Annotated in this window: 20 protein-coding genes, 1 tRNA gene and 2 pseudogenes; 16 read left to right on the top strand and 7 right to left on the bottom strand. The window is 37.7% G+C overall.

Going from position 1 to position 22,464, the window contains the following annotated elements:
• Positions 1-138 precede the first annotated feature (138 nt).
• A complete protein-coding gene (gene putP / locus PSF28_RS01990; protein WP_272684549.1) occupies positions 139-1,623 on the top strand; it encodes a sodium/proline symporter PutP in 1,485 nt (494 codons plus the stop codon).
• Between the two features lie 69 nt (positions 1,624-1,692).
• On the opposite strand, the gene cycA is transcribed toward putP, so the two are convergent.
• A complete protein-coding gene (gene cycA, locus PSF28_RS01995; RefSeq protein ID WP_210838623.1) occupies positions 1,693-3,093 on the bottom strand; it encodes a D-serine/D-alanine/glycine transporter in 1,401 nt (466 codons plus the stop codon).
• 255 nt (positions 3,094-3,348) lie between these two features.
• Between cycA and PSF28_RS02000 the strand changes: the two genes are divergently transcribed.
• Positions 3,349-3,424, top strand: a tRNA-Lys gene (locus PSF28_RS02000).
• A gap of 14 nt (positions 3,425-3,438) precedes the next feature.
• On the opposite strand, the gene PSF28_RS02005 is transcribed toward PSF28_RS02000, so the two are convergent.
• The 3 genes from PSF28_RS02005 to PSF28_RS02015 are packed head-to-tail and all read right to left on the bottom strand — an operon-like array spanning position 3,439 to position 5,043.
• A complete protein-coding gene (locus PSF28_RS02005) occupies positions 3,439-4,596 on the bottom strand; it encodes a site-specific integrase (protein ID WP_272684652.1) in 1,158 nt (385 codons plus the stop codon).
• Positions 4,479-4,826: a helix-turn-helix domain-containing protein gene (locus tag PSF28_RS02010; protein WP_272684550.1), complete on the bottom strand. Its 348-nt coding sequence runs from the start codon at positions 4,824-4,826 to the stop codon at positions 4,479-4,481. The genes PSF28_RS02005 and PSF28_RS02010 overlap by 118 nt, the downstream gene beginning before the upstream one ends.
• Positions 4,819-5,043 carry a hypothetical protein gene (locus PSF28_RS02015; RefSeq protein WP_210838626.1) on the bottom strand — a complete coding sequence of 75 codons (225 nt, stop codon included), beginning with the start codon at positions 5,041-5,043 and terminating at the stop codon, positions 4,819-4,821. Before PSF28_RS02015 ends, PSF28_RS02010 begins: the two co-directional genes overlap by 8 nt.
• Positions 5,044-5,307: 264 nt before the next feature.
• Between PSF28_RS02015 and PSF28_RS02020 the strand changes: the two genes are divergently transcribed.
• From PSF28_RS02020 to PSF28_RS02060, 9 genes and pseudogenes are all read left to right on the top strand, one after another.
• On the top strand, positions 5,308-6,654 hold the full coding sequence (locus PSF28_RS02020) for an HNH endonuclease signature motif containing protein (RefSeq protein WP_210838629.1): 1,347 nt from the start codon (positions 5,308-5,310) through the stop codon (positions 6,652-6,654).
• Between the two features lie 2 nt (positions 6,655-6,656).
• Positions 6,657-6,917: a bacteriocin immunity protein gene (locus PSF28_RS02025; protein ID WP_210838631.1), complete on the top strand. Its 261-nt coding sequence runs from the start codon at positions 6,657-6,659 to the stop codon at positions 6,915-6,917.
• A gap of 457 nt (positions 6,918-7,374) precedes the next feature.
• Complete coding sequence (locus PSF28_RS02030; protein WP_210838633.1) at positions 7,375-8,556, top strand: hypothetical protein; 1,182 nt, start codon at positions 7,375-7,377, stop codon at positions 8,554-8,556.
• Positions 8,557-8,590: 34 nt separating this feature from the next.
• A pseudogene (locus tag PSF28_RS02035) lies at positions 8,591-8,686 on the top strand (DUF4113 domain-containing protein); the annotation flags it as partial.
• Positions 8,687-8,806: 120 nt separating this feature from the next.
• On the top strand, positions 8,807-9,310 hold the full coding sequence (locus tag PSF28_RS02040; protein WP_272684551.1) for a DUF4365 domain-containing protein: 504 nt from the start codon (positions 8,807-8,809) through the stop codon (positions 9,308-9,310).
• The gene (locus tag PSF28_RS02045) at positions 9,307-9,561 is read left to right on the top strand and encodes a hypothetical protein (protein ID WP_272684552.1); all 255 of its coding nucleotides are present in this window, start codon (positions 9,307-9,309) and stop codon (positions 9,559-9,561) included. Before PSF28_RS02040 ends, PSF28_RS02045 begins: the two co-directional genes overlap by 4 nt.
• Before the next feature lie 236 nt (positions 9,562-9,797).
• Positions 9,798-10,439, top strand: coding sequence for a hypothetical protein (locus tag PSF28_RS02050; protein WP_210838641.1), 642 nt, complete (start codon positions 9,798-9,800; stop codon positions 10,437-10,439).
• A gap of 84 nt (positions 10,440-10,523) precedes the next feature.
• On the top strand, positions 10,524-10,916 hold the full coding sequence (locus PSF28_RS02055; RefSeq protein WP_272684553.1) for a hypothetical protein: 393 nt from the start codon (positions 10,524-10,526) through the stop codon (positions 10,914-10,916).
• 331 nt (positions 10,917-11,247) lie between these two features.
• Entirely contained in the window at positions 11,248-13,302 is a 2,055-nt protein-coding gene (locus PSF28_RS02060; RefSeq protein ID WP_272684554.1) for a hypothetical protein, read from the top strand.
• 271 nt (positions 13,303-13,573) lie between these two features.
• Here PSF28_RS02060 and PSF28_RS02065 read toward each other — a convergent pair.
• From PSF28_RS02065 to PSF28_RS02075, 3 genes and pseudogenes are all read right to left on the bottom strand, one after another.
• A pseudogene (locus PSF28_RS02065) lies at positions 13,574-13,747 on the bottom strand (integrase); the annotation flags it as partial.
• Positions 13,748-13,863: 116 nt separating this feature from the next.
• Entirely contained in the window at positions 13,864-14,859 is a 996-nt protein-coding gene (locus PSF28_RS02070) for an acetyltransferase (protein WP_272684555.1), read from the bottom strand.
• Between the two features lie 482 nt (positions 14,860-15,341).
• A complete protein-coding gene (locus PSF28_RS02075) occupies positions 15,342-15,794 on the bottom strand; it encodes a hypothetical protein (RefSeq protein ID WP_210840497.1) in 453 nt (150 codons plus the stop codon).
• A gap of 1,648 nt (positions 15,795-17,442) precedes the next feature.
• On the opposite strand from PSF28_RS02075, the gene flhD reads away from it, so the two are divergent.
• The 5 genes from flhD (at position 17,443) to cheA (ending at position 22,463) form a co-directional block, all read left to right on the top strand.
• Positions 17,443-17,793 carry a flagellar transcriptional regulator FlhD gene (gene flhD / locus PSF28_RS02080; RefSeq protein ID WP_004909823.1) on the top strand — a complete coding sequence of 117 codons (351 nt, stop codon included), beginning with the start codon at positions 17,443-17,445 and terminating at the stop codon, positions 17,791-17,793.
• A complete protein-coding gene (gene flhC, locus PSF28_RS02085) occupies positions 17,790-18,380 on the top strand; it encodes a flagellar transcriptional regulator FlhC (protein ID WP_004909826.1) in 591 nt (196 codons plus the stop codon). The genes flhD and flhC overlap by 4 nt, the downstream gene beginning before the upstream one ends.
• 97 nt (positions 18,381-18,477) lie before the next feature.
• Complete coding sequence (gene motA / locus PSF28_RS02090; protein ID WP_004909829.1) at positions 18,478-19,365, top strand: flagellar motor stator protein MotA; 888 nt, start codon at positions 18,478-18,480, stop codon at positions 19,363-19,365.
• A 7-nt stretch (positions 19,366-19,372) separates the two neighbouring features.
• Positions 19,373-20,290 (top strand): flagellar motor protein MotB, encoded by a 918-nt coding sequence (gene motB / locus PSF28_RS02095; protein ID WP_210837451.1) that lies wholly within the window; start codon positions 19,373-19,375, stop codon positions 20,288-20,290.
• A 103-nt stretch (positions 20,291-20,393) separates the two neighbouring features.
• Positions 20,394-22,463, top strand: a complete 2,070-nt coding sequence (cheA, locus tag PSF28_RS02100) for a chemotaxis protein CheA (protein WP_210837449.1) — start codon at positions 20,394-20,396, stop codon at positions 22,461-22,463.
• Position 22,464 lies beyond the last annotated feature (1 nt).

Consider the following 22,464-nt stretch of genomic DNA (forward strand, 5'->3'; position numbering starts at 1 on the left):
ACAATCACAACCTATTTGGTGTTTGCGCAGATAAATTAAATATGTGCAATAAAGTGCAACACCATGAAGTTACAAGTTATCAGCGGTCACTTATAAAGATAACTAATAATATTAAAGCTACTCAATGGAGAAAACAGGATGACTGTAAGCACTCCGATGATCATTATGTTCGTCGTATACATTACTGGCATGTTATTAATTGGCTATATGGCCTATCGCTCAACGAAAAACTTTGACGATTATATTCTAGGTGGGAGAAGTTTAGGCAGTGTTGTAACCGCATTGTCTGCGGGTGCTTCAGATATGAGCGGTTGGTTACTCATGGGGTTACCGGGTGCGATTTTTTTGGCCGGGATTTCTGAAAGTTGGATTGCTATCGGTTTGAGTCTCGGTGCATATCTTAACTGGTTATTTGTTGCTGGGCGTTTACGTGTCCAAACAGAAAAAAATAATAATGCGTTTACATTACCGGACTACTTTACTAGCCGTTTTGAAGATAACAGTAAGATTTTACGTATTATTTCTGCTGTTGTTATTTTAGTTTTCTTTACGATTTATTGTGCGTCAGGTGTGGTCGCAGGTGGCTTGTTATTTGAAAGCACATTTAATATGAGCTATGAGAAAGCGATGTGGTTAGGTGCACTCGCGACGATTGCTTACACGTTTTTAGGTGGCTTTTTAGCCGTGAGTTGGACCGATACTGTCCAAGCGTCATTAATGATCTTCGCATTGATTCTTACACCTATTGTTGTGATCCTTTCTTTAGGGGGAATAGATACCTCTATTGAAGTGATTAAAGCTAAGAACCCTGAATATCTTGATATGTTTAAAGACATGAATATTATCGCAATTCTGTCATTATTAGGTTGGGGATTAGGCTATTTTGGGCAACCTCACATTTTAGCACGTTTTATGGCAGCAGACTCTGCTCGTACTATTCGTTCTGCTCGACGTATTAGTATGACATGGATGGTGTTATGCCTAGGTGGAACGATTGCGGTTGGTTTCTTTGGTATCGCTTATTTTGAAAATAATCCGGCTTTAGCGGATTCGGTCATGCAAAATAATGAGCGTATATTTATGGAGTTAACGGGGCTTTTGTTTAATCCATGGATCGCTGGTATTTTATTATCAGCCATATTAGCCGCGGTAATGAGTACGTTAAGTTGCCAATTATTAGTTTGTGCGAGTGCGCTAACGGAAGATTTATATAAGCCTTTTATCCGTAAGAGTGCTAGCCAAAAAGAGTTAGTATGGGTCGGGCGTTTTATGGTGTTGTTGGTCGCTGCAATAGCCATTTACATTGCTCGTGATCCAAATAATAAAGTTTTGGCATTAGTGAGTAATGCATGGGCTGGTTTCGGTGCCGCATTTGGTCCTGTTGTTTTAATTTCTGTAATGTGGAAACGAATGACGCGTACGGGTGCACTAGCAGGAATGTTAGTTGGTGCAGTGACGGTACTCGTTTGGATCAAATACAAATGGTTTGATTTGTACGAAATCATCCCAGGTTTCTTATTCGCAACAATCGCTATTGTTGTTGTCAGCTTGATAACTAAAGCGCCAAGTGCAGCAGCGCAGGCTCGTTTTGATGAAGCTGAGGCAGAATATAAAGCAAGCTAATTGAGCCAGTTTATAAACTAAAAAGGCCGAGTAACGATACTGTTATTCGGCCTTTTTGCTTATTTTTCATTAATGGTTCTTTTTGCGCTTAGCGAATTGGTAACCAATGAAGAGTAAAATAAACCAAACTGGTGTTGCTAGTAAGGCTTGTCTTGTATCGTGCTGAAATGCCAATAAAACAACCATAAAGGCAAAAAAGGCGAGGCTTAACCATGACATCACAATACCCGCAGGCATTTTATAATGGGATGCTTTATGCATCTCAGGGCGCTTTCTACGGAAATTTAAATAGCTATATAAAATCATGCTCCAAATAAACATGAAAAGAATCGCAGACACGGTTGTGACTAGTGTGAATGCATGCATGATATCAGGAATAAAATAGATCAGAACAATACCAAAACTGAGGCAGATACAGGTAAAAATTAACCCAGTAGCGGGTACGGCTTTTTTCGATAATTGGCTGAACTGCTTTGGTGCATCCCCCTCTTTTGAAAGCCCAAAAAGCATTCGGCTGGTGGAAAATACACCACTATTTGCAGAAGAAGCTGCAGACGTTAAAACGACAAAGTTAACAATACTTGCTGCTGCAGGTAAGCTTATCAGGACAAACATTTCTACAAATGGGCTTTTATCGGCCAATATGGTTCGCCATGGGGTTACTGCCATAATCACAATTAAAGATAACACATAGAATGCTATGATCCGGATAGGAATTGCGTTGATAGCTTTCGGTAAAGATTTTTCTGGGTCGCGTGTTTCAGCTGCTGCCGTTCCGACTAATTCAATCCCAACAAACGCAAAAATAGCAATTTGAAAGCCAGCAAAGAAGCCGCTGATCCCCATCGGGAACATTCCACCATCATTCCAGATGTTGCTTAAAGATGCCGTATGACCCGTAGGGGATTGGAAATTCATGGCAATTAATGTGCCACCTACTGCAATGAGAGCCACTATGGCAACAATCTTTATCATGGCGAACCAAAATTCGAGCTCACCGAAAAGCCTGACAGAAACGAGGTTGAGCGTTAATAAGGTGACTACGCAGATAAATGAGGTTACCCATTCAGGAAAATCAGGAACCCAAAAGCTCACATAGGCTGTTATGGCAATGATATCGGCAATACCTGTGATAACCCAGCAAAACCAGTATGTCCAACCGACAAAAAAGCCTGCCCATGGGCCGATAAGGTCAGCAGAAAAATCACTGAATGATTTGTAGTCCAGATTAGAAAGTAGCAGTTCACCCATTGCGCGCATCACAAAAAATAGCACAAAGCCAATTATCATATACACAAAGATAATTGATGGGCCTGCAAGTGAAATGGTTTTACCAGAACCCATAAATAAGCCTGTACCAATTGCGCCACCAATAGCAATAAGTTGTATATGGCGGTTACTAAGACTACGTTTTAGCTGATTACGATCAGCATTGGGTTGTGTTGATAGTGAATTCGCATTTTCTTCCATACTAAAGATGTCCGTAGTGGTTTGTGATAATTAGCCACAGTCTTTTTTATAATTTTGTGGTTATGTTTGCGTGAAATATTGTGACACAAATCTCAATTAGAATAAGGAAAAGTTATCTTGTTAGAAACGAAGTGATGTTTATTCAAGCGATAGTTCTCTTAAATTTTACATTCGTAACTTTAAATTAACTTAGATAATAAAAATAGCAGAATCATATTGACTGTAGCAATTGTTAGGCGTTAAATAATTTGTATCGGGTTGTTAGCTCAGTTGGCAGAGTAGGTGACTCTTAATCATTAGGTCGGGGGTTCGAGCCCCCCACAACCCACCAGTATTTTCAATGAGTTATGAGCGTGCCGCAGAACTTATACTGACTGTATGGGACGTATTTGGGACGCAGCCATTGAAAACAGCATCAATTTGTTTGGCGTGTTCAGCTAAATGGTCGGGTGCTAAATGAGCATAGCGAAGAACCATTTCGATACTTTCCCATCCTCCCATTTCTTGAAGCACAGAGAGGGGAACTCCAGATTGAACTAACCAGCTTGCCCAAGTATGTCTCAGGTCGTGAAACCTAAAGTTTTCTATTCCTGAGCGCTTTAGAGCTGAACGCCAAGAGCGGTTATTATCAACCCTCATCTTCCTTATTTTTGGTGTCACAGTTCCATCGGTTCTATTAGCGGCTTCCATGTGAACAAAAACCCATTTATTATGATTTCCTATTTGAGATCGGAGAACCTGACAAGCTGTATCATTTAAAGCTACCCCAATAGCTTTTCCTGACTTACTGTTTTCAGGGTTTATCCAAGCAACTTTGCGCTGCATATCTATCTGCTGCCATTCCAAATCTACAATATTTGAACGCCTAAGCCCTGTTGCCAATGCAAATTGAACTACAGATTTCAATGGTTCAGGGCACTCATTTATTAATCGAATGGCCTCATTAGGTTCTAACCAGCGGATCCTTTTATTTTTTGGTTGATTGACTTTGATAATAGGGGCTCTATCTAGCCATTGCCACTCTCTTTCAGCCGCTCTTAGCAGAGACTTTATAAACGCAAGTCTTACAGTTTTAGTAGCTGCTGCCGCTTGCTTTGGTGTATATAAAGGGACGTCCTTTCCCCTCTTAATGCATGCTTCCTTCTTTGCTTCCCACCTAGCCAAGTGATTTCTGTTTACCATCTTAGATATTGCTGCATAGATGCTCGCAGCGGTAATGTTTTTTACCAGGCATCCACTATAATGCTCTAACCAAAAACCAATACTGCTCTTATCTGTATCAATAGATTTCTTATCTGATTTTTCTTCAAGCCACCTGACACACGCCTCTTCGAATGTTATATCTGGATAATCTCCTAACTTATCCACTCTCCAGAGATTAGCTCTTAATTGGTCGTGCAACTCCTGCGCCTGCTTTCTGTCCGTTGTCCTAAGAGATTGTTTAACTCTTTTACCGCTCTGGACTGTGATGTCGGCGTACCAAGTGTTGCCCCTGCGGAATATTGACATTTTTTACCTTCCTTAGCGTCAACCGCGCTCACATCTATAGTTTGTATCGGATTGTTAAGTGCCGCAATGCAATTTTGCCTTGTCAGCATATATGGGGATTGTTTCTTTTGAGGGTCTTTTCTTGTTGCAACTATTCTTCCGCTTCTTATCCAGCCGCGTAAAGTAGGTGGAGAAACGCCAATAAACTTGCAGGCCTCATTAAAAGTAAGAGAGTATTTATCCACTATTAATCTCCTTATCAATGCTATTGACATACCAAGTTAGCCACATGATAGGTGGAAACTTTTTGTGTTTTTCGCTTAGTGTTAATTGAAACTTCGGTAGGTAATCTTTGAGTATTGCAGTGCTTTGTTTATCGCTGAGTTTTTTTAGTTTCTTTAATTTGTCACGGCATTCCCTTGCTATCTTTCGGCGTCCATTCTCCATTTCCTGTGGTGTCATATCCTCTGCCTTTTATTTCTCATTGTTACCATATAAGTCTTTTGACAGTTTTGAATTTCGACAGGGTAGATATTCTTCCCTATCTTTATTTTGTGATTAACGATTATTCCTGTTCGACTGTGATTCTTTTTGTGGAATTCTAGCGCCGCATTAATTGCGATTCTTTCTATATCAGATACGTCACCTTTTATTATTAGTTTCATTTTCCATGTCATTTCCATGATTAATATTAAAAGGTAATCCATCGGCTTTCATTGGCTTTATGTGAGTAAACGTACAAGGGATAAAGATATTTCTCGTCAAAAAACAGTGCCGGCTAAGGTTGTGGTTGAACAGGTTGTTTCGCCAGAAAAGAATAAAGTTACGCCCGCAATGACTAAAAACCCGCAACAGGTCAATGTTGTTCAAGCTAAAAAAACTGGGCGACCAGGTGTATATTCTGTTGAAATTGCACCAGGTAAACCGGCATTACAGATTGAAATGACGGATAAAAAGCCGAGTGCATCGTTTAAAACACCGTCTTATGACAATGTTAAGCCAGAATCGGTTATTCCGAGTGTAACGTCTGAGACATATCAGGGGATTGTTGATTTTGGTGGCGACCATGCGCCAATTTATATTTCAATATCGAAGAATCCAACGACTGCACAAGAAAAACAACTAATTGAGGAAGCTAACCGAGATTGGCGTGCTTTATATCCAGCTGAAGCTGCGGAATTAGATTGGAAGCAAGCAAGTAGCGAGTTATCACAAGCAGATGTAGATGCTCAGACAGCAAAAAGAGAACTCGATAAAACTAAAAGCTCTCCGGAAGGCGGTGCTTTAACTGATGTGAGTAAAAATCCTTTACAAATTAAACAGTCAAGTCAGGTAATTTCTAGCGTATTTGGTATTGAATATATTGAAAAAATTGATAATCAAAAAGCATTGTCATATTTACTCAATCGTAATCCTGAAGATTATGTTATTAACATTTTGAGTATTGCTAGCGTATATGGATATGAGACTGATGATGGTAGCGAACCTGAAGTTCTAATTGATGATCCGGAAATTTATGAGTCTATTGTAGAGCGTTTCACATTAGCAAAAGAGCGACTTTTAGACGCTGAAAAAGCAATTAAAGAAGCAGAGAGAAAGCTGGGCATAGCTTTAGAGAAAAAGAAAAAAGCCGAAGCTAAAGAAAAGAAAGCGAAGGATAAAAAAGAAAAAGAAGAGAAGCGTAAAAAGCCTGGCACTGCTACAGGAAAAGGCAAAAAAGTTAGCGATAAATGGCTTAATGATGCCAGTAAAGAAAATGGTGCTCCTATTCCTGAGCAAGTAGCTAATAAATTACGAGGTAAGAAATTCAACAGTTTTGATGAGTTCAGGAAGGCCGTCTGGGATGAGATATCAAAATTTCCAGAATTGATTAAAAACCTTAGTAAGAATAATAAAACTCTTGTTTCTAAAGGATACTCGCCTTTTGCTAGGAAAAAAGATCAAGTTGGTGGTAGAAAGGTACATGAGTTGCACCATGACAACCCAATTAGTGAAGGGGGAGAAGTCTATGACATGGACAATTTAAGAGTTACGACCCCGAAAAGACATATTGATATCCATAGAGGTAAATAAGAATGGAACTAAAAAATAATATTACTGATTATACAGAATCTGAATTTTTAAAGTTTTTAACAATTATTTGTAATGCAGATACAGCAAATGAGGAAGAACAAATTAAGTTTGTGACTCACTTTGAAAAAGTAACAGAGCATCCAAGCGGAAGTGATCTTATTTACTACCCAGAGGATGGAGCCGATGATTCTCCAGTCGGAATTTTAAAAACAGTCAAAGAATGGCGGGCTAAAAATGGCAAGCCTGGTTTCAAGAAAGGTTAAAAATTACTGCTAATGGAATAGCTTAATATAAAGCATCAATGATTTAAGGATGAATTGTTGATGCTTATCCGCCAATCATTTCAGGTGATGAATTTACTCAACATTAAAGATAAAGCGGCCGTGTTTAGTGATATCCAGTTCATGGAGTCAAAAGCTTTAGAATTGATACATAAAAAGTAGGGCAGTAATGCCCTAGTATTAATGCGTACCAAGTAGGTATCTTTGTGTATGCATACAGTGTTTTGGTGGGTAAAGAGCGTTAAGTTAGAGTTATTTATTAGAGTTGTTATTTTTAGTACATGCACTACTTTTAATCAATAGATAACATTTAATCCCGTTTAAACTCATTGCATGAGTAATTTCTGGTTACAATTTATGCGCATATTTCATACTCAGATAGATAAAAGGGTTATATGATTAATGCAACTTAAAATGATTAAAAATAATGGCGCAAGGTATGAAGAAGAAAATAAGTTACTTTTTGTGTGTGACTGCACTCGCTATGAGCGCGCTAGCTCCTGTTTCGTATGGAGATAATTTGCGGGTTTCTGTTGGTGCTACAGGTTATCTTGGTGAGGTGTCACCACCTGTGAGAGTGGTTAATTTTGAAGAGCGTGCAGGGACCAGAAGAATTAACCCTAACTTTCCATTTATTGAATTGATAACATGGAAGAAGGGAGGACGCCCCAACTGGGAATACACCTATTACCCACCTGAAGGAGCATATGGTGTTACGCTAGTTAATGAATTTGATAAAAATAATAGAATAATTTTACTGATAAACGGTACATTCAGTACAAGATATTTACGATATAAAGTTATTAATGATGTTAATTCAGGTCATGTATGGGAAAGCGCTTCCTTTACGCTTAAAAATTCAAAAATGACATCATCAGATAGAATGTATCATGTGCCTATTGGTTCTTCGCTTCCAAATCCATTAAATTTTGGACTAGAGCCCCAAAATGGTGCGAATGGATATATAGTTGATAGTATTTATGTTGAACCTATGAAGTTCACAGGTATTATTACGAGCTATTCTGCGTATGCACCTCAACCATTAAAAAAAGGGCGTTATTTTGCAGATGATAGGTTAATCATGGCGCATCGTGATGGCCCTGGTGATGGTTTTTCAGTTAATCAATCGAATGCTACATTTATAAATGAATATCAGGACTTAGGCGTATTTGCAGTGGATTCATGCAAGGTTGCTCCAATTACAAATACTCAAATTAATTTTGGTTCTCAGCTAGCGGGGACCTATCCAAGCCCGAAAAATTTAGCGAATGCCCTTGCTCAAATTAATGTCAGCTGCCCAAATACAGGTAAATACTTCATGTCTGTTAAGCCAAACAATGCTTTGGTGAGTGGAAGCCAAACTGGTATGGTATTAGACTCGCTAGATGGCCATTCTGGTGATTTACCCTATATAGCGACATCAGTTGGGGCGACAACTAAAGGTAATGAGGTTTGTACGACTGATTCGTCACAAGCCATTAATTATACAGAAAGTAAGCAGATTTATAGCACGGCAGGGAAAAATTTTATTCAAGGATTAAACTTTGCTTTATGTGTTAATGGGAAAATAGATCCAGGGAAGTATAGAGGAAGTTTGGATGTCAATTTTCTGATAGAATAATCACAGCCTATGGCATCAAACTAAAACAGCTACCAAGGGCTGTTTTTGGTTTAAATACCAAATGAAGCGCGAAATGCTGTCACCTGCGTACACGACTAATTTCGAAGAGTTGCAAGTGGTTAAGGCGTAACCCCTGATCAAATTACCAGATAACGATTCTTAAATTAAATTGATAGTATGCTCACTAAATTCATATGTTTATGAAGCTCAAATTACTTTATGTGATAGTGCAACAGAAGAAGAAAAGTGAATGTATATATCTCATAAGAAAGAACAATTCCAGATTGGATATATAAGAGCCCTGTCTTCCTACGCTGGGTTTGATACTGGGTCGTGGCAAGTAGATAATGATAGCGTTGATTTAACGCTAAAAGGGACTGGTTATCATGACTCTGAGATAATGAGCCCTTGCATTGATGTACAATTAAAAGCTACTTCTACCTTTGATGAGCGGGATGGTGGCTTTACATTTAGATTGAAAGTAAAGAACTACGATGACCTGAGGAGCACAAAGATTTCTCAGCCTAGGTACCTTGTTGTTTTGCATCTTCCTGAAGATGACTCATGTTGGATTGATGAGAAATGTGAAGGGATCAAACTGATGAATAAATGCTATTGGGTATCCTTGAAAGGGCTACCTGATACTAAAAACACTGAAACTGTTAGTATTAAAATACCGAAATCACAAGAGCTGACAGCCGACGTGTTACGGAAAATGATGTTAGAAGCCAGCAACATGAGAAGTATAGCATGAAGTTAAATAATGAAAAATTCATAGCTACACTAGATTTTAATAAGTACCTTGAGTCTAAAGGTTGGTACTTAAAATCTGTGCTGAATGATATTGTTGGCATCTGGCGGTCAAGTCGATATCCAGACAGCGAAATATTACAGCCTATTGATATAAATTTGATGGATTTTAGTCGAAGAGCTGAAGTTCTACTTAGCGTTTTGTCAGAAACTCAAGATAAAAAAATCAATGAAATAGTTGATGAAATAAATTAAATTAGCAACGACATAATAAGAATTAGAGTAATACATAATGATGTTGATAATGGAACTATACCTTTCAATGATGGTGTAGAGCTTTTTGTCAAAGCTAAAGAGCTTTTGGTGTCGGCAGCTAGATCCGTGGTTAAAGTTCAAAGGGGTTTTATGGTGGTAAATTTCCAGAAATAGTAACTAACTATTTTGATTCGCTTAAACTATCGCAGACAGAAATAGGAAGCTATATCCTAAAAGTGGCATCCCCTATATACCAGCAAGATGAAGATCAATCGGACCATTGTGACGTTCCATTTGGTAGGATTGTATCAAGTAGAATTATTCATAGTGTTTTAAAATTAGAAAAGGCTGTAGAAAGCTTTAAAAAGACAAATAATCATATTCATTTCGAACAAGTCATTGGTGATGGTGTTGGGGCTTCATTATGCTCGGCTATTGTTGGATTAAGTGGTCAGCGAAGAAATAGAACAGTGGAGATATCAATTCAGCCATCCCCATACGCCTCAGATGAAAACTTAAAATCTAGAGTGGTAACAGTTCCGGCTAATGACATCCCTGTAATTGAACATGCTAGGGATTATTACTTAAATAATTATAGTGCTATGAATTATGAACTATCGGGTAAAGTCACAAAACTAGATAGAGACAGGGATATAGACCCTGATAATGGTGTTGTTACAATAACTGAGACTATAAGTGGATCCAAAAGTAAGACAAGGAAAGTAGAAGTTGTTCTGAATGATAAAATGTATGATGAGGCAATAAAAGCACATGAAAAGTCAGAGGTAATGCATTTCATTGGAACTCTTATTGTCTCAGGCAGAAAAGTGAGGCTTTCTAACATACAGAAAGTTACAATTAATTCTAAGATTCTATAAACCTGCTTCGGCAGGTTTTTTGTTTGCTTCAATTTGCACTCCCGCTAAGCTAACATTACTGAAACTAATTGATGGGATGGTGAGATGAAAAGAATATTAGCAGTGGCTGCGGTGGTTGCTTTGCTGGCTGGGTGCGGTGGAGAACAGAATAAATTTAATGGAACGTATTCTTGTAAAGTATCTAACTTACTAAATAATAAATCTATAGAGAGCAAGAGTGAGCATGTTTTTCCTGTTGATATTATTGACGCAAAAATAACATTCAATGCGCCAACAATGATTATTCATGGAATGAAAAACGGTGATTATACTAGTCATGAAATGAAAGAAGTTAAAAATGATGGAAAAGTTAGTTTTATTTATCAAGAGGACGGAGTCCTAGAAACGTTTACTCCAGATAGTGGCGCTGCGATTGCCTTCGGCGGCAGTGAATCAAAAACTACGACGCAAGCATTATCCGATTGCGTGAAGAATTAACAGAACAGATAATGCATTTCATAGCCGAGGTAAGAATGGCGCTGTACGCATGGATAGGCTCATTGTGCTTGAGAAGAAATTCACGAAATTGGAGTTTATGAAATATGCCGATAGTTGAAATACAACGAGTAGCGGGCATCCCGAAAGAGAGAGTCGATTTAGAAATCGGCTCTTTTTTTGCGACTGGCTCAATAGTGAGGGATTTTACTCCGATATTGTAATTGTTGTTAATGGTCGCGAATTACAAGAAGAAGATGACTTAAATTTCGAGATAACACCGACTCACTTTATCCAAATATTCGACCAGCCAAAAGGGGTCATCGGCGATATCTTGAATCCAGTATTCAGCCTCGTAACAAAAGTATTCTCGTTTCTAGTACAAAAGCCACCGTCATTTTCTGCTGCTGACTCTAACGCGAAAGATAGCCCAAACAACCGACTTACCGCACAAACGAATATCGCAAGAGCGTATCAAGCAAGACCTAGAATTTGTGGTCAAGTGAGAGCGTTTCCCGACCTCATTCAACAGTCAATGTTTGAGTATAGCGGAAACCTTAAAACTGTTACTGAGTTAATGTGCTTGGGTGTCGGGCGATATAAAACAGAAAGTGTCAGGTTTGCTGAGTCTGATTTTACCGCAATGGCAGGTGCTAGCTATAAAATTTATCAACCGAATGAAGTGATACCGCAGATCAATGAGGGATTTGAATTCCCTGATATCGACGGACAGGAATTGCCGGGGCCTAATGAAAGTAAAGATATACCACAGCAAACAGCGACAGCAAATGAAGTCGTTTCAGGCGAGATAAAAGGTGGAGAAGCTGCGATAAAAATCGCCAAGCAAGATGAGTTTGAATACTTCTATGAGCTCACAAAGCCACGTTCTATTTCTATGACTGTGAATGTGAGCTACGACACACCGCAAGGCTCCATCACTAAGGATGTGAAAATTGACGCTCAGTTAGTTGATGCAAAAGAGAGTGACGATGGCTCACTAATTAACCCTGTCGAGTATTACGAATTCTTCTTTACTAATCTAAGCGGCACTGACTTAGCGCAGTTACCATCGAATGCAGTTGTGAATATTCCTGATGCGACAGAAGATACATTTGCAATAACATACGGAGCAGTTAATGAGTATAGCAATAGTTACGGGAAGATTCATGATATCAAAGTAACAGTCAAAGATGAGTCATCAAGCGTTAGTTTAATAAAAGTAAACACAACCTCGCGCGGCGCAATCATGCAAGATTGCACCCTACATGTAGGTGCAGGCTGGTGCGTAACGATGGAGGCGTGTTTTTATTACAATTATCAAAACGTGACTTTTGAAGGAAGATATATACCTAAAGATGAGATAACAGCAGAAAACGAATTAAAAGGCGGAGCAATTCGTTGCGTTGGAACAGAGATAAATAATATACACTTCAATAATTGCGATATTCGATTCTTGAAAACAGTATTTAAGGGTACTGGCCAATTTGTTGGCTCTAACTCATTAAAAGTGGCAAATGCTGCAATAGAGTCTATAGGTGATAATTTAGGCAATATTTATGGATGGTATGTTGATTTTGACTGCATGTATTTTGAAGGTATAGGGCTAAACAAACATAATACAGATTCACTTAGATATTGTTTTCTCGGTACAGGGGTAGGAACAGCTAACTTTAATAACTGCTTAATCAATCTCGGTGGAACTAGAAAAGATAAGCCTATTTTTTCTGGCACTATCGGCAGAGTTAGCTTAGTTCGGACGCAAATGAATACCTCCGGCAGAACTGCGCCAATTATGGAGCCAATCACATACAGTACCCGCAGCATGCTTGAAGTTGATAATTCATCATGTCTACCTCCAAGCGTTGTGGACAGCTTGGGTTCTCAATGGGTTGGTGGGTACCGAGGTGAGGGGGCAACTATATCCCCAGTAGTTTCAGCGTCAGACATCGCATTAAATACATTTAAATTCAGAATGCGTCCGCGGATTAAAATCAATTCGTACAATAATCAATTAATTGGCTATGTCAATTTTAGCACAAGCATTCCAGTTATCGTGTCGATTCGCGTCGCAGGTACAATTGTTGCTGAAAATACACCCAAAGCAGTTGAGTTTATAACGTACATTAAATTTGTAAATGGTGAGCAAGTTGGTCGGTCAGTGTCTGTTATAACAAATGGAGCGCCTGATTTAGTTGGGTTTAATCCGCAGAATGGCTGTACCATGAGCACATACAGAACATCTGAAGCAAATAACATCCGCTCTTTTTATCTGAGGGTGGCTGATTTGATTGGTAGCTCTACACAAGTAGATGTTTTTCTTGATTGTGAAGTGTCTCTTATTTTTGAGAGCAGAGACACACGAACAAGCGGTGTTGTTAGTGAATACTAGGGCGTGTGAATTTAAATTTCAGAAAATAACTGTGCCGAAATTGTGACACAAAAATGAGAGGGGAATGATGGGACGTGGTTGGGACAAGGAAGTTTTTAAACCATTTTCAAGTGTTGCTAAGTTTTGCGAAGTGTACCGTTGTGAGACGCGATTTTCGCTGTATCTATTTGTTTTAAAACGTAGTTCTATGCACTCTTAATCATTAGGTCGGGGGTTCGAGCCCCCCACAACCCACCAGTTAAAACGAAGTGTTACGTGTGATTGTGAGTTATCAAATTATCTTGCGTGCCATATTCGTGCCACTCAGATTTAAAATATCATCGATGTTTTTGGCGTGTTCTTGCAAGTGAGTGGGTGATAAGTGAGCATATCGTTTAACCATTTCGATACTTTCCCTGCCGCCCATTTCTTGAAGAACTGACACAGGGACGCCGGATTGAACTAACTAGGATTGCAAGGAATTTAAACAGCGTTTCAAACTAACCTGCTGAGGTGATTTTTTATCTGTTTTAATTAGTATTCAAATAGCATTGATTGTTTATGAGTTAGGCTTTTACCTCATTATTTCAATTTATTAGAGTAAAAAATAGGATCTATAAACCAATGAATAATTGGAATTGATGCTAATAAAAGTGCTATACAAATGGTTAGTAGAGTAAATGTTATTATTAATAATAAATTAAGCTCTATACCTAAAAAAACTAATGTTTGTAATATAATAAAACAAATAATTGGGTGGATTAAATAAACACCTAAAGCATTGTTTGATGTTTTCGCATATTTATCAGTTGATAAGGCAAAGTAAATAATGCTTGACCCTAACACTAGACTTATAGAAAAATTTAAAATATGAGTAATAAATTCGTTGAAGAATAAATAGGAGTTGATACCGCTGAGCATTTCACTTAAGAAAGCATCTCGATAATGAAGGAATAAAATAGCTGAAATTGTAATACAAGAAATTACCATGGTAGGTTTTTTTCTTAACGAAGATATACTTTTATTATTAATAAAATAAGCGATGACAAAAAATGGAAAATATAGAATAATTGAGAAGAAACTAGAAAATGGCATAAGGTAAGTTTTTGTTATATAAGAAATTATCAATGATAACGTTAAAATTATAGAGAGGTAGAATTTATTTAATTTAAAGCTTTTCGGTAATAATAAAAAAATAGCTTGCCAGATAGGCGTTGCTAAGAAAAACCAAACTCCGTACTGAGGAGAAAGTAAATAGGTTCTAAAAGTTAACTCACCGGTGAAATAAAGTGGGAGCATATCGATTGTTTGGAACGTAAAATAAATGATAACAGCAGGAAGAAGATGAGATTGTAACCCTTTCCATGTCGTATTTTTTGTTATAAATGCAACTATAAATACAAACATAGGGATTAATGTTAATTCAAAAGTATTAATAAGCAACGCATATTTGTTTTTATCAACTAAATTTAAATAAAAATTAAAAACAATTAATGAACTCAATATAAGCTTTAGTGTAGGCCAGTATGGTTGGTTATTATCTTTTATATTCGAGATTAAGTGATTTTCATTTTTCATACATATACCCTATATAAAAACTCACTTATTGTACCTCATTGAGATTTTTATTTAAAATAAATTATTTTAGGGATTATGAAAGGGAAGGTAATACGTCAAATATTGATGAGTCTTATTAAGTTAAATGTTACTCTTAATTCGAGTTAATTCATGATTTAGTAACTGGATATAAGGCTACAATATCCTTTATTCATCATTTAAGAGTACGATAAAAATCACAGATGCTTAAGACATGAAACGTGATAGACACCCCAAGGAATCTGCATTGGGTTGGAAAAGTATGATTTGGTTGAATTGCGAACAATTTAAAGAGACTATTTTTTAGTATGGAATGTACCTAAAAAATGATTCCAATTACAGAGTTTGAGACATGAGGAAAATAAAATTAACTCAAGTCTCTGCCATTTCATCAACGCCTAACAATCAGTATAGGTAAATAAAGGTGTTTCAGGCTATTTCGGCGCTATTCTTATCAATGATGATCAGTTCATGCTGTTATCAACCAATTTTTGGGTGATTGTAATTGAAGCTTCAACGCCTAATATATATAAAGCCTGCTCTAAAAGTTCAATTTTAGATGCGTAATGAATATCGAGTAAGCGTTCTATCTGTTGTGCATTGATGTTCAGCCTGCGAGCGAGGTCGATGCGTTGTGTTGCAGAATTGAGAATCGCGTTATGCAAGGCAATTTTTAAGCAGCAGATTATGGGTAAATAAACAGTAAAGGTTGCTTCACTTTTTGTTTGTGTTGCTAATGGAATAGGTTTTCTGAGTTCAATTAGTTCAGCAAAAGAAGCGAGCAAAATTTCTTGGGCTTCTAACTCAACATCTTCTTTACAATAGCTAACACCCTGTAGCTCAGAAAAATCACTAAAGTTGATTTCATATACGTTTTCTTCTTCAATGAAGTCTACAGTTGCTTGATAATTGAACATGCTTTTCCTTAGAATTATATTTTAGTGCGCCCAGTGTTGCATTGGTGCATGAGGAAAACAAGTTTATCACTTCACCGGCCTTGTTATTTTTCCCCTCATTTTGTCTATATTGATCCTACATACTACTTAGAGAGCATTGTAAGGAATATTAATGTGATCTCCTTAACATAAATATATCAATGAGAGTATCGTTTTATTCGGAAACTATTGAGAAACAAAGAAAACAAGTGTGAAGACTGTCGCAAATTGGAGAATATTTTTGCCAATAAAAAGCACAACAAATTTGCTTGTTTTATAAGCAAGCGTCTCACTGAATTATTTTAACTAAAAGTGATTTTTTTTCTAATCCTTCATTATTAGATTAAGCAATTTTACTTAAGTTAGGATGATGATTAGGGTATTTTGTTAAAATAAAAGTATATAGTAATCAATGGTTATTATAACTTTGGTTAATTAAAATTGTTATCGTTGCGTGCAAACAGCTAGAACGGATAAGCATGAAGACATGTAATAATACGCTTAGTTGTTTTTATTTTAAGTGCCAATGGAATGTTTTAAAAGTGATATGAAAAATATATAGAAAATGGAATGTTCTTAATTGAAACCTTCATTTTTCACCCTTAACACAAAAGTGATAGGTTAGCGTAGGTTGATCTTTTTATTAAAAAAAATGAAATCTCAGCTATTTTATATAAAAAAACAAATATTAATTAATCAAAAAAATTACTTTAATAAATTAATAACAAAATGATTACTTAAAATATTAAACAAACAAAAATAGCCAACAGAAGTATTTAAGCTAAATAAATTTTTATTATTGGTAATTTATTTAAATTTTATTAATTTTATTAATATTACGAGATGATGATATTATAATCATTGTTTAATTAATCTAATGAAAATTGAGACCAGATACTTAATATGTATGACAATATAGTGAGAATTTGTATGATAACCACGATTGAATAATTTTGAATGATGATTGGAATGTGGATTAAACTTATTGAAAATTAATGATTAAGTTTTATTCCAATAGTGCCGATAAAGCTTTATTACAGACATATGTAACTCAGTTTCTTAATACTACAAATTGATTTGGATCAATATATTGTTTTTGATGTTGTGCTTGGTTTTTTTTGCTTAGTAATCACATTTAAAGAGTGAATGCTTTGATTAAAATCCTGCCATTTTGCTTAAGGTGACTCAAAATGTTATGGATATTTAGGATAAAGTAATAGAAGATAAAGAGATAATGAAGATTATTTAATGAATTAAGGGGTAATCATCCCATTGGTATAAAAAGAAACATAAGTACCTTGAATAGTTAATTTAGTGGTGCATAATAATTGGCGACTAATAATGACATCAGCTATTTCTGATTTTTATGGAAATCGCTAATTTTTTAGTCATTCTTTATTGTTGTAGGTATTCAGGAAATATCTTTAATTTAAGTTTGGAAATTTGTGTGTTTATACTCCAAATTGGGTACTTTTGAATGGATGACATGGGAAAATTAATGGAATTGTATTTACCCAATTTAATTACTTTTTAAATTTAATAATTTGATTACACAATACTTTCAAATTTATATTTGTTCTTTTTGCACACAGATCGCACAGATGTTGATAATTTTCGGAAAGGAAAAAAAATGAGCTCGACGACAGATTTTCTGAAGCATATATACGATATTAACCTCTCATATTTGCTATTAGCCCAAAAACTCATCTCCCAAGAGAAAGCCTCTGCGATGTTTCGTTTAGGCATCTCTGATGCAATGGCAACTACTTTAGCAGACCTCACACTCCCTCAATTAGTCAAATTAGCAGAAACAAACCAGCTAATCTGCCAGTTTAGATTTGATAATAGTGACACAATTGAAAAGCTAACCCGTGATTCAAGAGTTGATGAATTGCAACAAATTCATACAGGTATCTTACTTTCGACCCGATTATTGCAAACGCATAATGAGGGCGACACAGAAATAGCGAGAAAAAGATGAGTACCGCAGCTGAAAAAAGTATAGTCCAAGAAGCGAATGATATTCGATTAGCCATGGAATTAATCTCTTTAGGCGCTCGCCTTCAAATGTTAGAAAGTGAAACTCAAATCAGTCGCGGCCGTTTAGTTCGTTTATATAAAGAGCTAAGAGGCTGCCCACCACCAAAAGGCATGCTACCTTTTTCTACAGATTGGTTTATGACGTGGGAACAGAATATTCATTCATCCATGTTCTATAATGCTTATCAATTTTTACTTAAAAGTGGTCAATGTCGTGGTGTGGATGCCATATTAAAAGCCTACAGGTTATACCTTGAACAGTGTATTCCTGAACCTGGTGAGGAGCCTTTGTTAGCTTTAACACGTGCTTGGACATTAGTCCGCTTTGTGGAAAGTGGCATGTTGCAAAGTTCACAATGTAGCTGTTGCCATGGTTCTTTTATTACTTACGCACATATTCCTGAAAATAGCTTCACTTGCAGTTTATGCCAACCGCCATCACGTGCAATAAAAAAACGTAAACTTTCCGAGCATCTAGCCGATATTACGGTATATCGACAGGATGGCATTACTAAAGCGGTAATGTAATTGGATTGATTTGGTTAACAGGCAAAGGTGTTTGCCTGTCACTCCTAATATTCCCTTTGACTGCCATCTGTTAACCAACGGAGTGAAAGGGAATATTGTGTTAATACTCATCGGGTATATCATTGTTACAGTTGCGGTTATAGGCGGATACTTAATGGTCGGTGGCCATTTAGGTGCGCTTTATCAGCCTGCTGAATTTGTCATTATTTTAGGTGCAGGTTTAGGTGCCTTTGTTGTTGGTAACAGTGGCAAATCCATCGTCGCCTTGTGTAAAGTATTACCAAAACTCTTCCGTCGTTCCTCTTACAATAAAACAATGTCAATGGACTTAATGGCGTTGTTATTTCAATTACTTAATAAATCACGCCAGCAAGGGTTACTTGCACTTGAAAAAGATATTGATAACCCAAGTGAAAGTGAAATTTTTTCCCAATATCCCCGTATTTTAAAAGACGAATCCACCATGATGTTCATCGTGGACTACTTACGTTTAATGGTAAGTAGTAACTTACAAAGCCATGAAATTGAAGCATTAATGGACGAGGAGTTAGAAACTTTTCGTCAAGAAAATGAAGTCCCAGCTTCGGGATTAAATATGGTCGGTGACTCTATGCCTGCTTTTGGGATCGTTGCGGCCGTTCTTGGGGTCGTAAATGCCTTGGGTTCAGCTGACCGTCCTGCTGGTGAACTGGGTGCTTTAATTGCTCATGCCATGGTGGGAACATTTCTAGGTATTTTAGTGGCTTATGGCTTCATTTTACCTTTGGCTGCACTAATAAGACTACGCAGTAGTGAGCAATTGAAAATGATGGAATGTATTAAAGTCACTTTCCTTTCAGCATTGCAAGGCTATGCCCCTCAAATTGCGGTTGAATTTGGCCGCAAGGTGTTATTCAGTGCTGATAGGCCTTCATTTGTTGAACTTGAAGATAAAGTTCGAGAAGTGAAAGTTGGTGCTCGCTCACAAGAAACAACTGAGGAGTAACTATCCGATGGCAGCCAATACACCGCATGTTATTCGGGTTAAAAAACGCAGTTCGCATCAGCAAAACGGGCATGGCGGTTCATGGAAAATTGCTTATGCCGATTTTATGACGGCGATGATGGCATTTTTTTTAGTGATGTGGCTAATCTCAATTTCAAGTCCTCAAGAATTAACACAAATTGCTGAATATTTTCGTACTCCCTTAAGTACAGCTATCAATCCAGGAAGTAAAAGTGGAGATGCCACAAACCCTATTCCAGGTGGTGGTAAAGACCCTATTTTCCGTGATGGGGATGTGATGCCAGAACCTAATAATATTATTGATGGAAATGCAAACTATCGTTTTGAAAAATTAAAAGAGTCACTTGAGCAGGCCATTTTAAAAGACCCACGTTTGAATGAATTAAAACCACATTTACTGATTGATATGATCAACGATGGGCTGCGAATTCAAATTGTAGACAGTGAAAATCGCCCAATGTTTAAAGTTGGTTCGGCAATGGTTGAACCGTATATGCGTGATATTTTGCGAGCAATAGCACCACTTCTTAATGATGTTCCCAATCGAATTAGTATCTCCGGTCATACTGATGATCTTGCTTATGCCAACGGAGCCAATTACAGCAACTGGGAGCTTTCATCTGATCGCGCGAATGCTTCACGCCGTGAATTGATTCGCGGTGGAATGGATGAAAACAAAGTCTTACGTGTGGTTGGAATGGCATCAGCTATTCACTTAGACAAAGATGATGGCTTTGCTCCGATCAACCGCCGGATAAGTATCATTGTATTAAATGATGAAGAAACAAAGCAGATCCTCCGCGAATATGATGGCGCGAAGCCGATCAATGATGTGCTGAATAAACCGCAAAAACCCACACCAGAAACGGCCGTGGGTGTTGTCGCTGCGGTGAAAATACCGTGATGAATTGCTGTTATTTGAATTTATTACATAACATGTTTAGTTGTCTGCCGGAGTGTCCGGCAGTCAGCGTTAAGTGAAACTTAAGCGAAATTGGATAAAAACCATGGATATTACCGAGTTTTATCAAACATTTTTCGATGAAGCTGATGAGTTGCTCAGGGATATGGAACAACATTTACTTGAGCTTGATCCTTTTGACCCGGATAGCGAGCAGCTAAATGCCATCTTCCGCAGTGCCCATTCAATAAAAGGAGGGGCTGCAACCTTTGGTTTCACTCAGTTGCAGAATACGACTCATACATTGGAAAACCTTTTAGATAAGGCGCGTCATGATGAGTTAACACTCACACCTGACATTATTGATATTTTTCTTGATGCTAAGGATGTCATGGCATCACAGTTAGATGCCTATAAAAATGATTCTTTGCCGGATGAAGAGACCTTTAAGCGCATTTGTGAGGTGCTTAGCCGGGTTGAAAATAGAGCAGAAGAGATCACTGAGAAAACTGTTGCGTTACCCGAGACTAAAGTTGAAGTTGCGGTTTTTGAAGAAGCGCTCGCGGAGCAAGGTGAATATTCACACTACTTTATGATCTCGTTAAATCAGCTCAAAGAAAATGAAGTTGATTTACTGGCAGATGAGCTCAGTTTATTTGGGCACTTGTATCATACTGAAAAAACAGCAAATAGTTTGCAAGCATGGCTTGGTACAAACACCGATATTGATGATATTAGTGGCGTATTATGTTTTGTGGTGGATGAATCACAGATTGCTCATCAAGTCATATCATTTGCGGATTGCCTCGCTTTATCTCCTGAAAAAGTCATCACAGATGACTCCGAAGATCCAATCGAAATTGAGGCTCCTGAGTCGGAGAAAGAAGCAAAACCTGTAGCTGTTTCACCAGCGGTAGCTGCGCCTGCAAATACATCGAAAAAACCTGCAATCGCTAAACCGAAAGGGGATTCGAGCAGTATCCGTGTGGCTGTAGAGAAAGTTGACCAGTTGATCAACTTAGTTGGGGAGTTGGTCATTATTCAATCAATGTTGACTCAGCATAGTCAGCATGTCGATCAAAATGAATACAGTGATTTATTAAGCTCAATCGTACAATTGGAGCGTAATTCTCGCGCCTTGCAAGAATCCGTTATGTCAATTCGCATGATGCCAATGGATTACGTATTCAGTCGTTTCCCACGGATGGTACGCGATATTGCATCGAAATTAGGTAAAAAAATCGAGCTGAAAGTGGAAGGAAGTTCAACTGAACTCGATAAAAGCTTGATTGAGCGCATCGTCGATCCCCTGAATCATCTTGTTCGTAATAGCCTCGACCATGGAATTGAAAAGCCAGAAGTTCGCGTGGCAAATGGTAAGCCAGAAGCTGGCACATTGACCTTAGCGGCAGCACATCAAAGCGGCAATATTTGTATTGAAGTTCGTGATGACGGCGCAGGGCTAAATCGTGAACGTATTTTGGCAAAAGCGAAGTCACAAGGGATGAACGTGCATGATGGTATGAGCAATGATGAAGTTGCGATGCTGATTATGGCTCCAGGATTTTCAACCGCAGAGGTAGTGACAGACGTTTCGGGACGCGGTGTTGGAATGGATGTAGTGAAACGAAATATCCAAGACATGGGCGGCCGTATTCAAATTGGTTTTACCGAAGGCAAAGGCACCATTATCCGCATCTTATTACCGCTCACTTTAGCCATTTTGGATGGTATGTCTGTGAAAGTAGCGGAAGATGTCTTCATCGTGCCATTGAGTGCAATTATTAGCACTTTGCAGCCTCGGCAAGAAGATATTTATCGCTTGGCTGGAGAGGAAAAAATGCTGCTTGTGCGAGGTGAATATCTACCGCTTGTTGAATTACACCACGTATTTTCCATCGAAGAAGCCGAACGAAATTTAGATAACAGCATTGTGTTGATTATTCAGAATGCAGGTCATCGTTTTGCTTTGTTGGTCGACAAATTAGTCGGGCAACAGCAAGTGGTGGTGAAAAACATTGAAAGTAATTATCGCAAGATCCCCGGCATTTCCGCAGCAACGATTATGGGTGATGGTTCTGTTGCATTGATTTTAGATGTGGCTGAACTACAAAAAATGAATAACAGCATTTTGATTAAAAAGAAACAGCAGGTTTCTCAACCTGTCGTGCACTAAA

Origin of the sequence: Providencia sp. PROV130 (assembly GCF_028482225.1) — a bacterium.
In the GTDB taxonomy this organism is placed as follows: domain Bacteria; phylum Pseudomonadota; class Gammaproteobacteria; order Enterobacterales; family Enterobacteriaceae; genus Providencia; species Providencia rettgeri.

Bases quoted from the DNA above. Each gene is read 5' to 3' on its own strand.
- putP (WP_272684549.1), top strand. From the start codon at position 139: ATGACTGTAAGCACTCCGATGATCATTATGTTCGTCGTATACATTACT.
- cycA (WP_210838623.1), bottom strand. From the start codon at position 3,093: ATGGAAGAAAATGCGAATTCACTATCAACACAACCCAATGCTGATCGT.
- PSF28_RS02015 (WP_210838626.1), bottom strand. From the start codon at position 5,043: ATGACACCACAGGAAATGGAGAATGGACGCCGAAAGATAGCAAGGGAA.
- PSF28_RS02025 (WP_210838631.1), top strand. From the start codon at position 6,657: ATGGAACTAAAAAATAATATTACTGATTATACAGAATCTGAATTTTTA.
- PSF28_RS02030 (WP_210838633.1), top strand. From the start codon at position 7,375: ATGAAGAAGAAAATAAGTTACTTTTTGTGTGTGACTGCACTCGCTATG.
- PSF28_RS02040 (WP_272684551.1), top strand. From the start codon at position 8,807: ATGTATATATCTCATAAGAAAGAACAATTCCAGATTGGATATATAAGA.
- PSF28_RS02045 (WP_272684552.1), top strand. From the start codon at position 9,307: ATGAAGTTAAATAATGAAAAATTCATAGCTACACTAGATTTTAATAAG.
- PSF28_RS02055 (WP_272684553.1), top strand. From the start codon at position 10,524: ATGAAAAGAATATTAGCAGTGGCTGCGGTGGTTGCTTTGCTGGCTGGG.
- PSF28_RS02070 (WP_272684555.1), bottom strand. From the start codon at position 14,859: ATGAAAAATGAAAATCACTTAATCTCGAATATAAAAGATAATAACCAA.
- PSF28_RS02075 (WP_210840497.1), bottom strand. From the start codon at position 15,794: ATGTTCAATTATCAAGCAACTGTAGACTTCATTGAAGAAGAAAACGTA.
- flhD (WP_004909823.1), top strand. From the start codon at position 17,443: ATGAGCTCGACGACAGATTTTCTGAAGCATATATACGATATTAACCTC.
- flhC (WP_004909826.1), top strand. From the start codon at position 17,790: ATGAGTACCGCAGCTGAAAAAAGTATAGTCCAAGAAGCGAATGATATT.
- motB (WP_210837451.1), top strand. From the start codon at position 19,373: ATGGCAGCCAATACACCGCATGTTATTCGGGTTAAAAAACGCAGTTCG.
- cheA (WP_210837449.1), top strand. From the start codon at position 20,394: ATGGATATTACCGAGTTTTATCAAACATTTTTCGATGAAGCTGATGAG.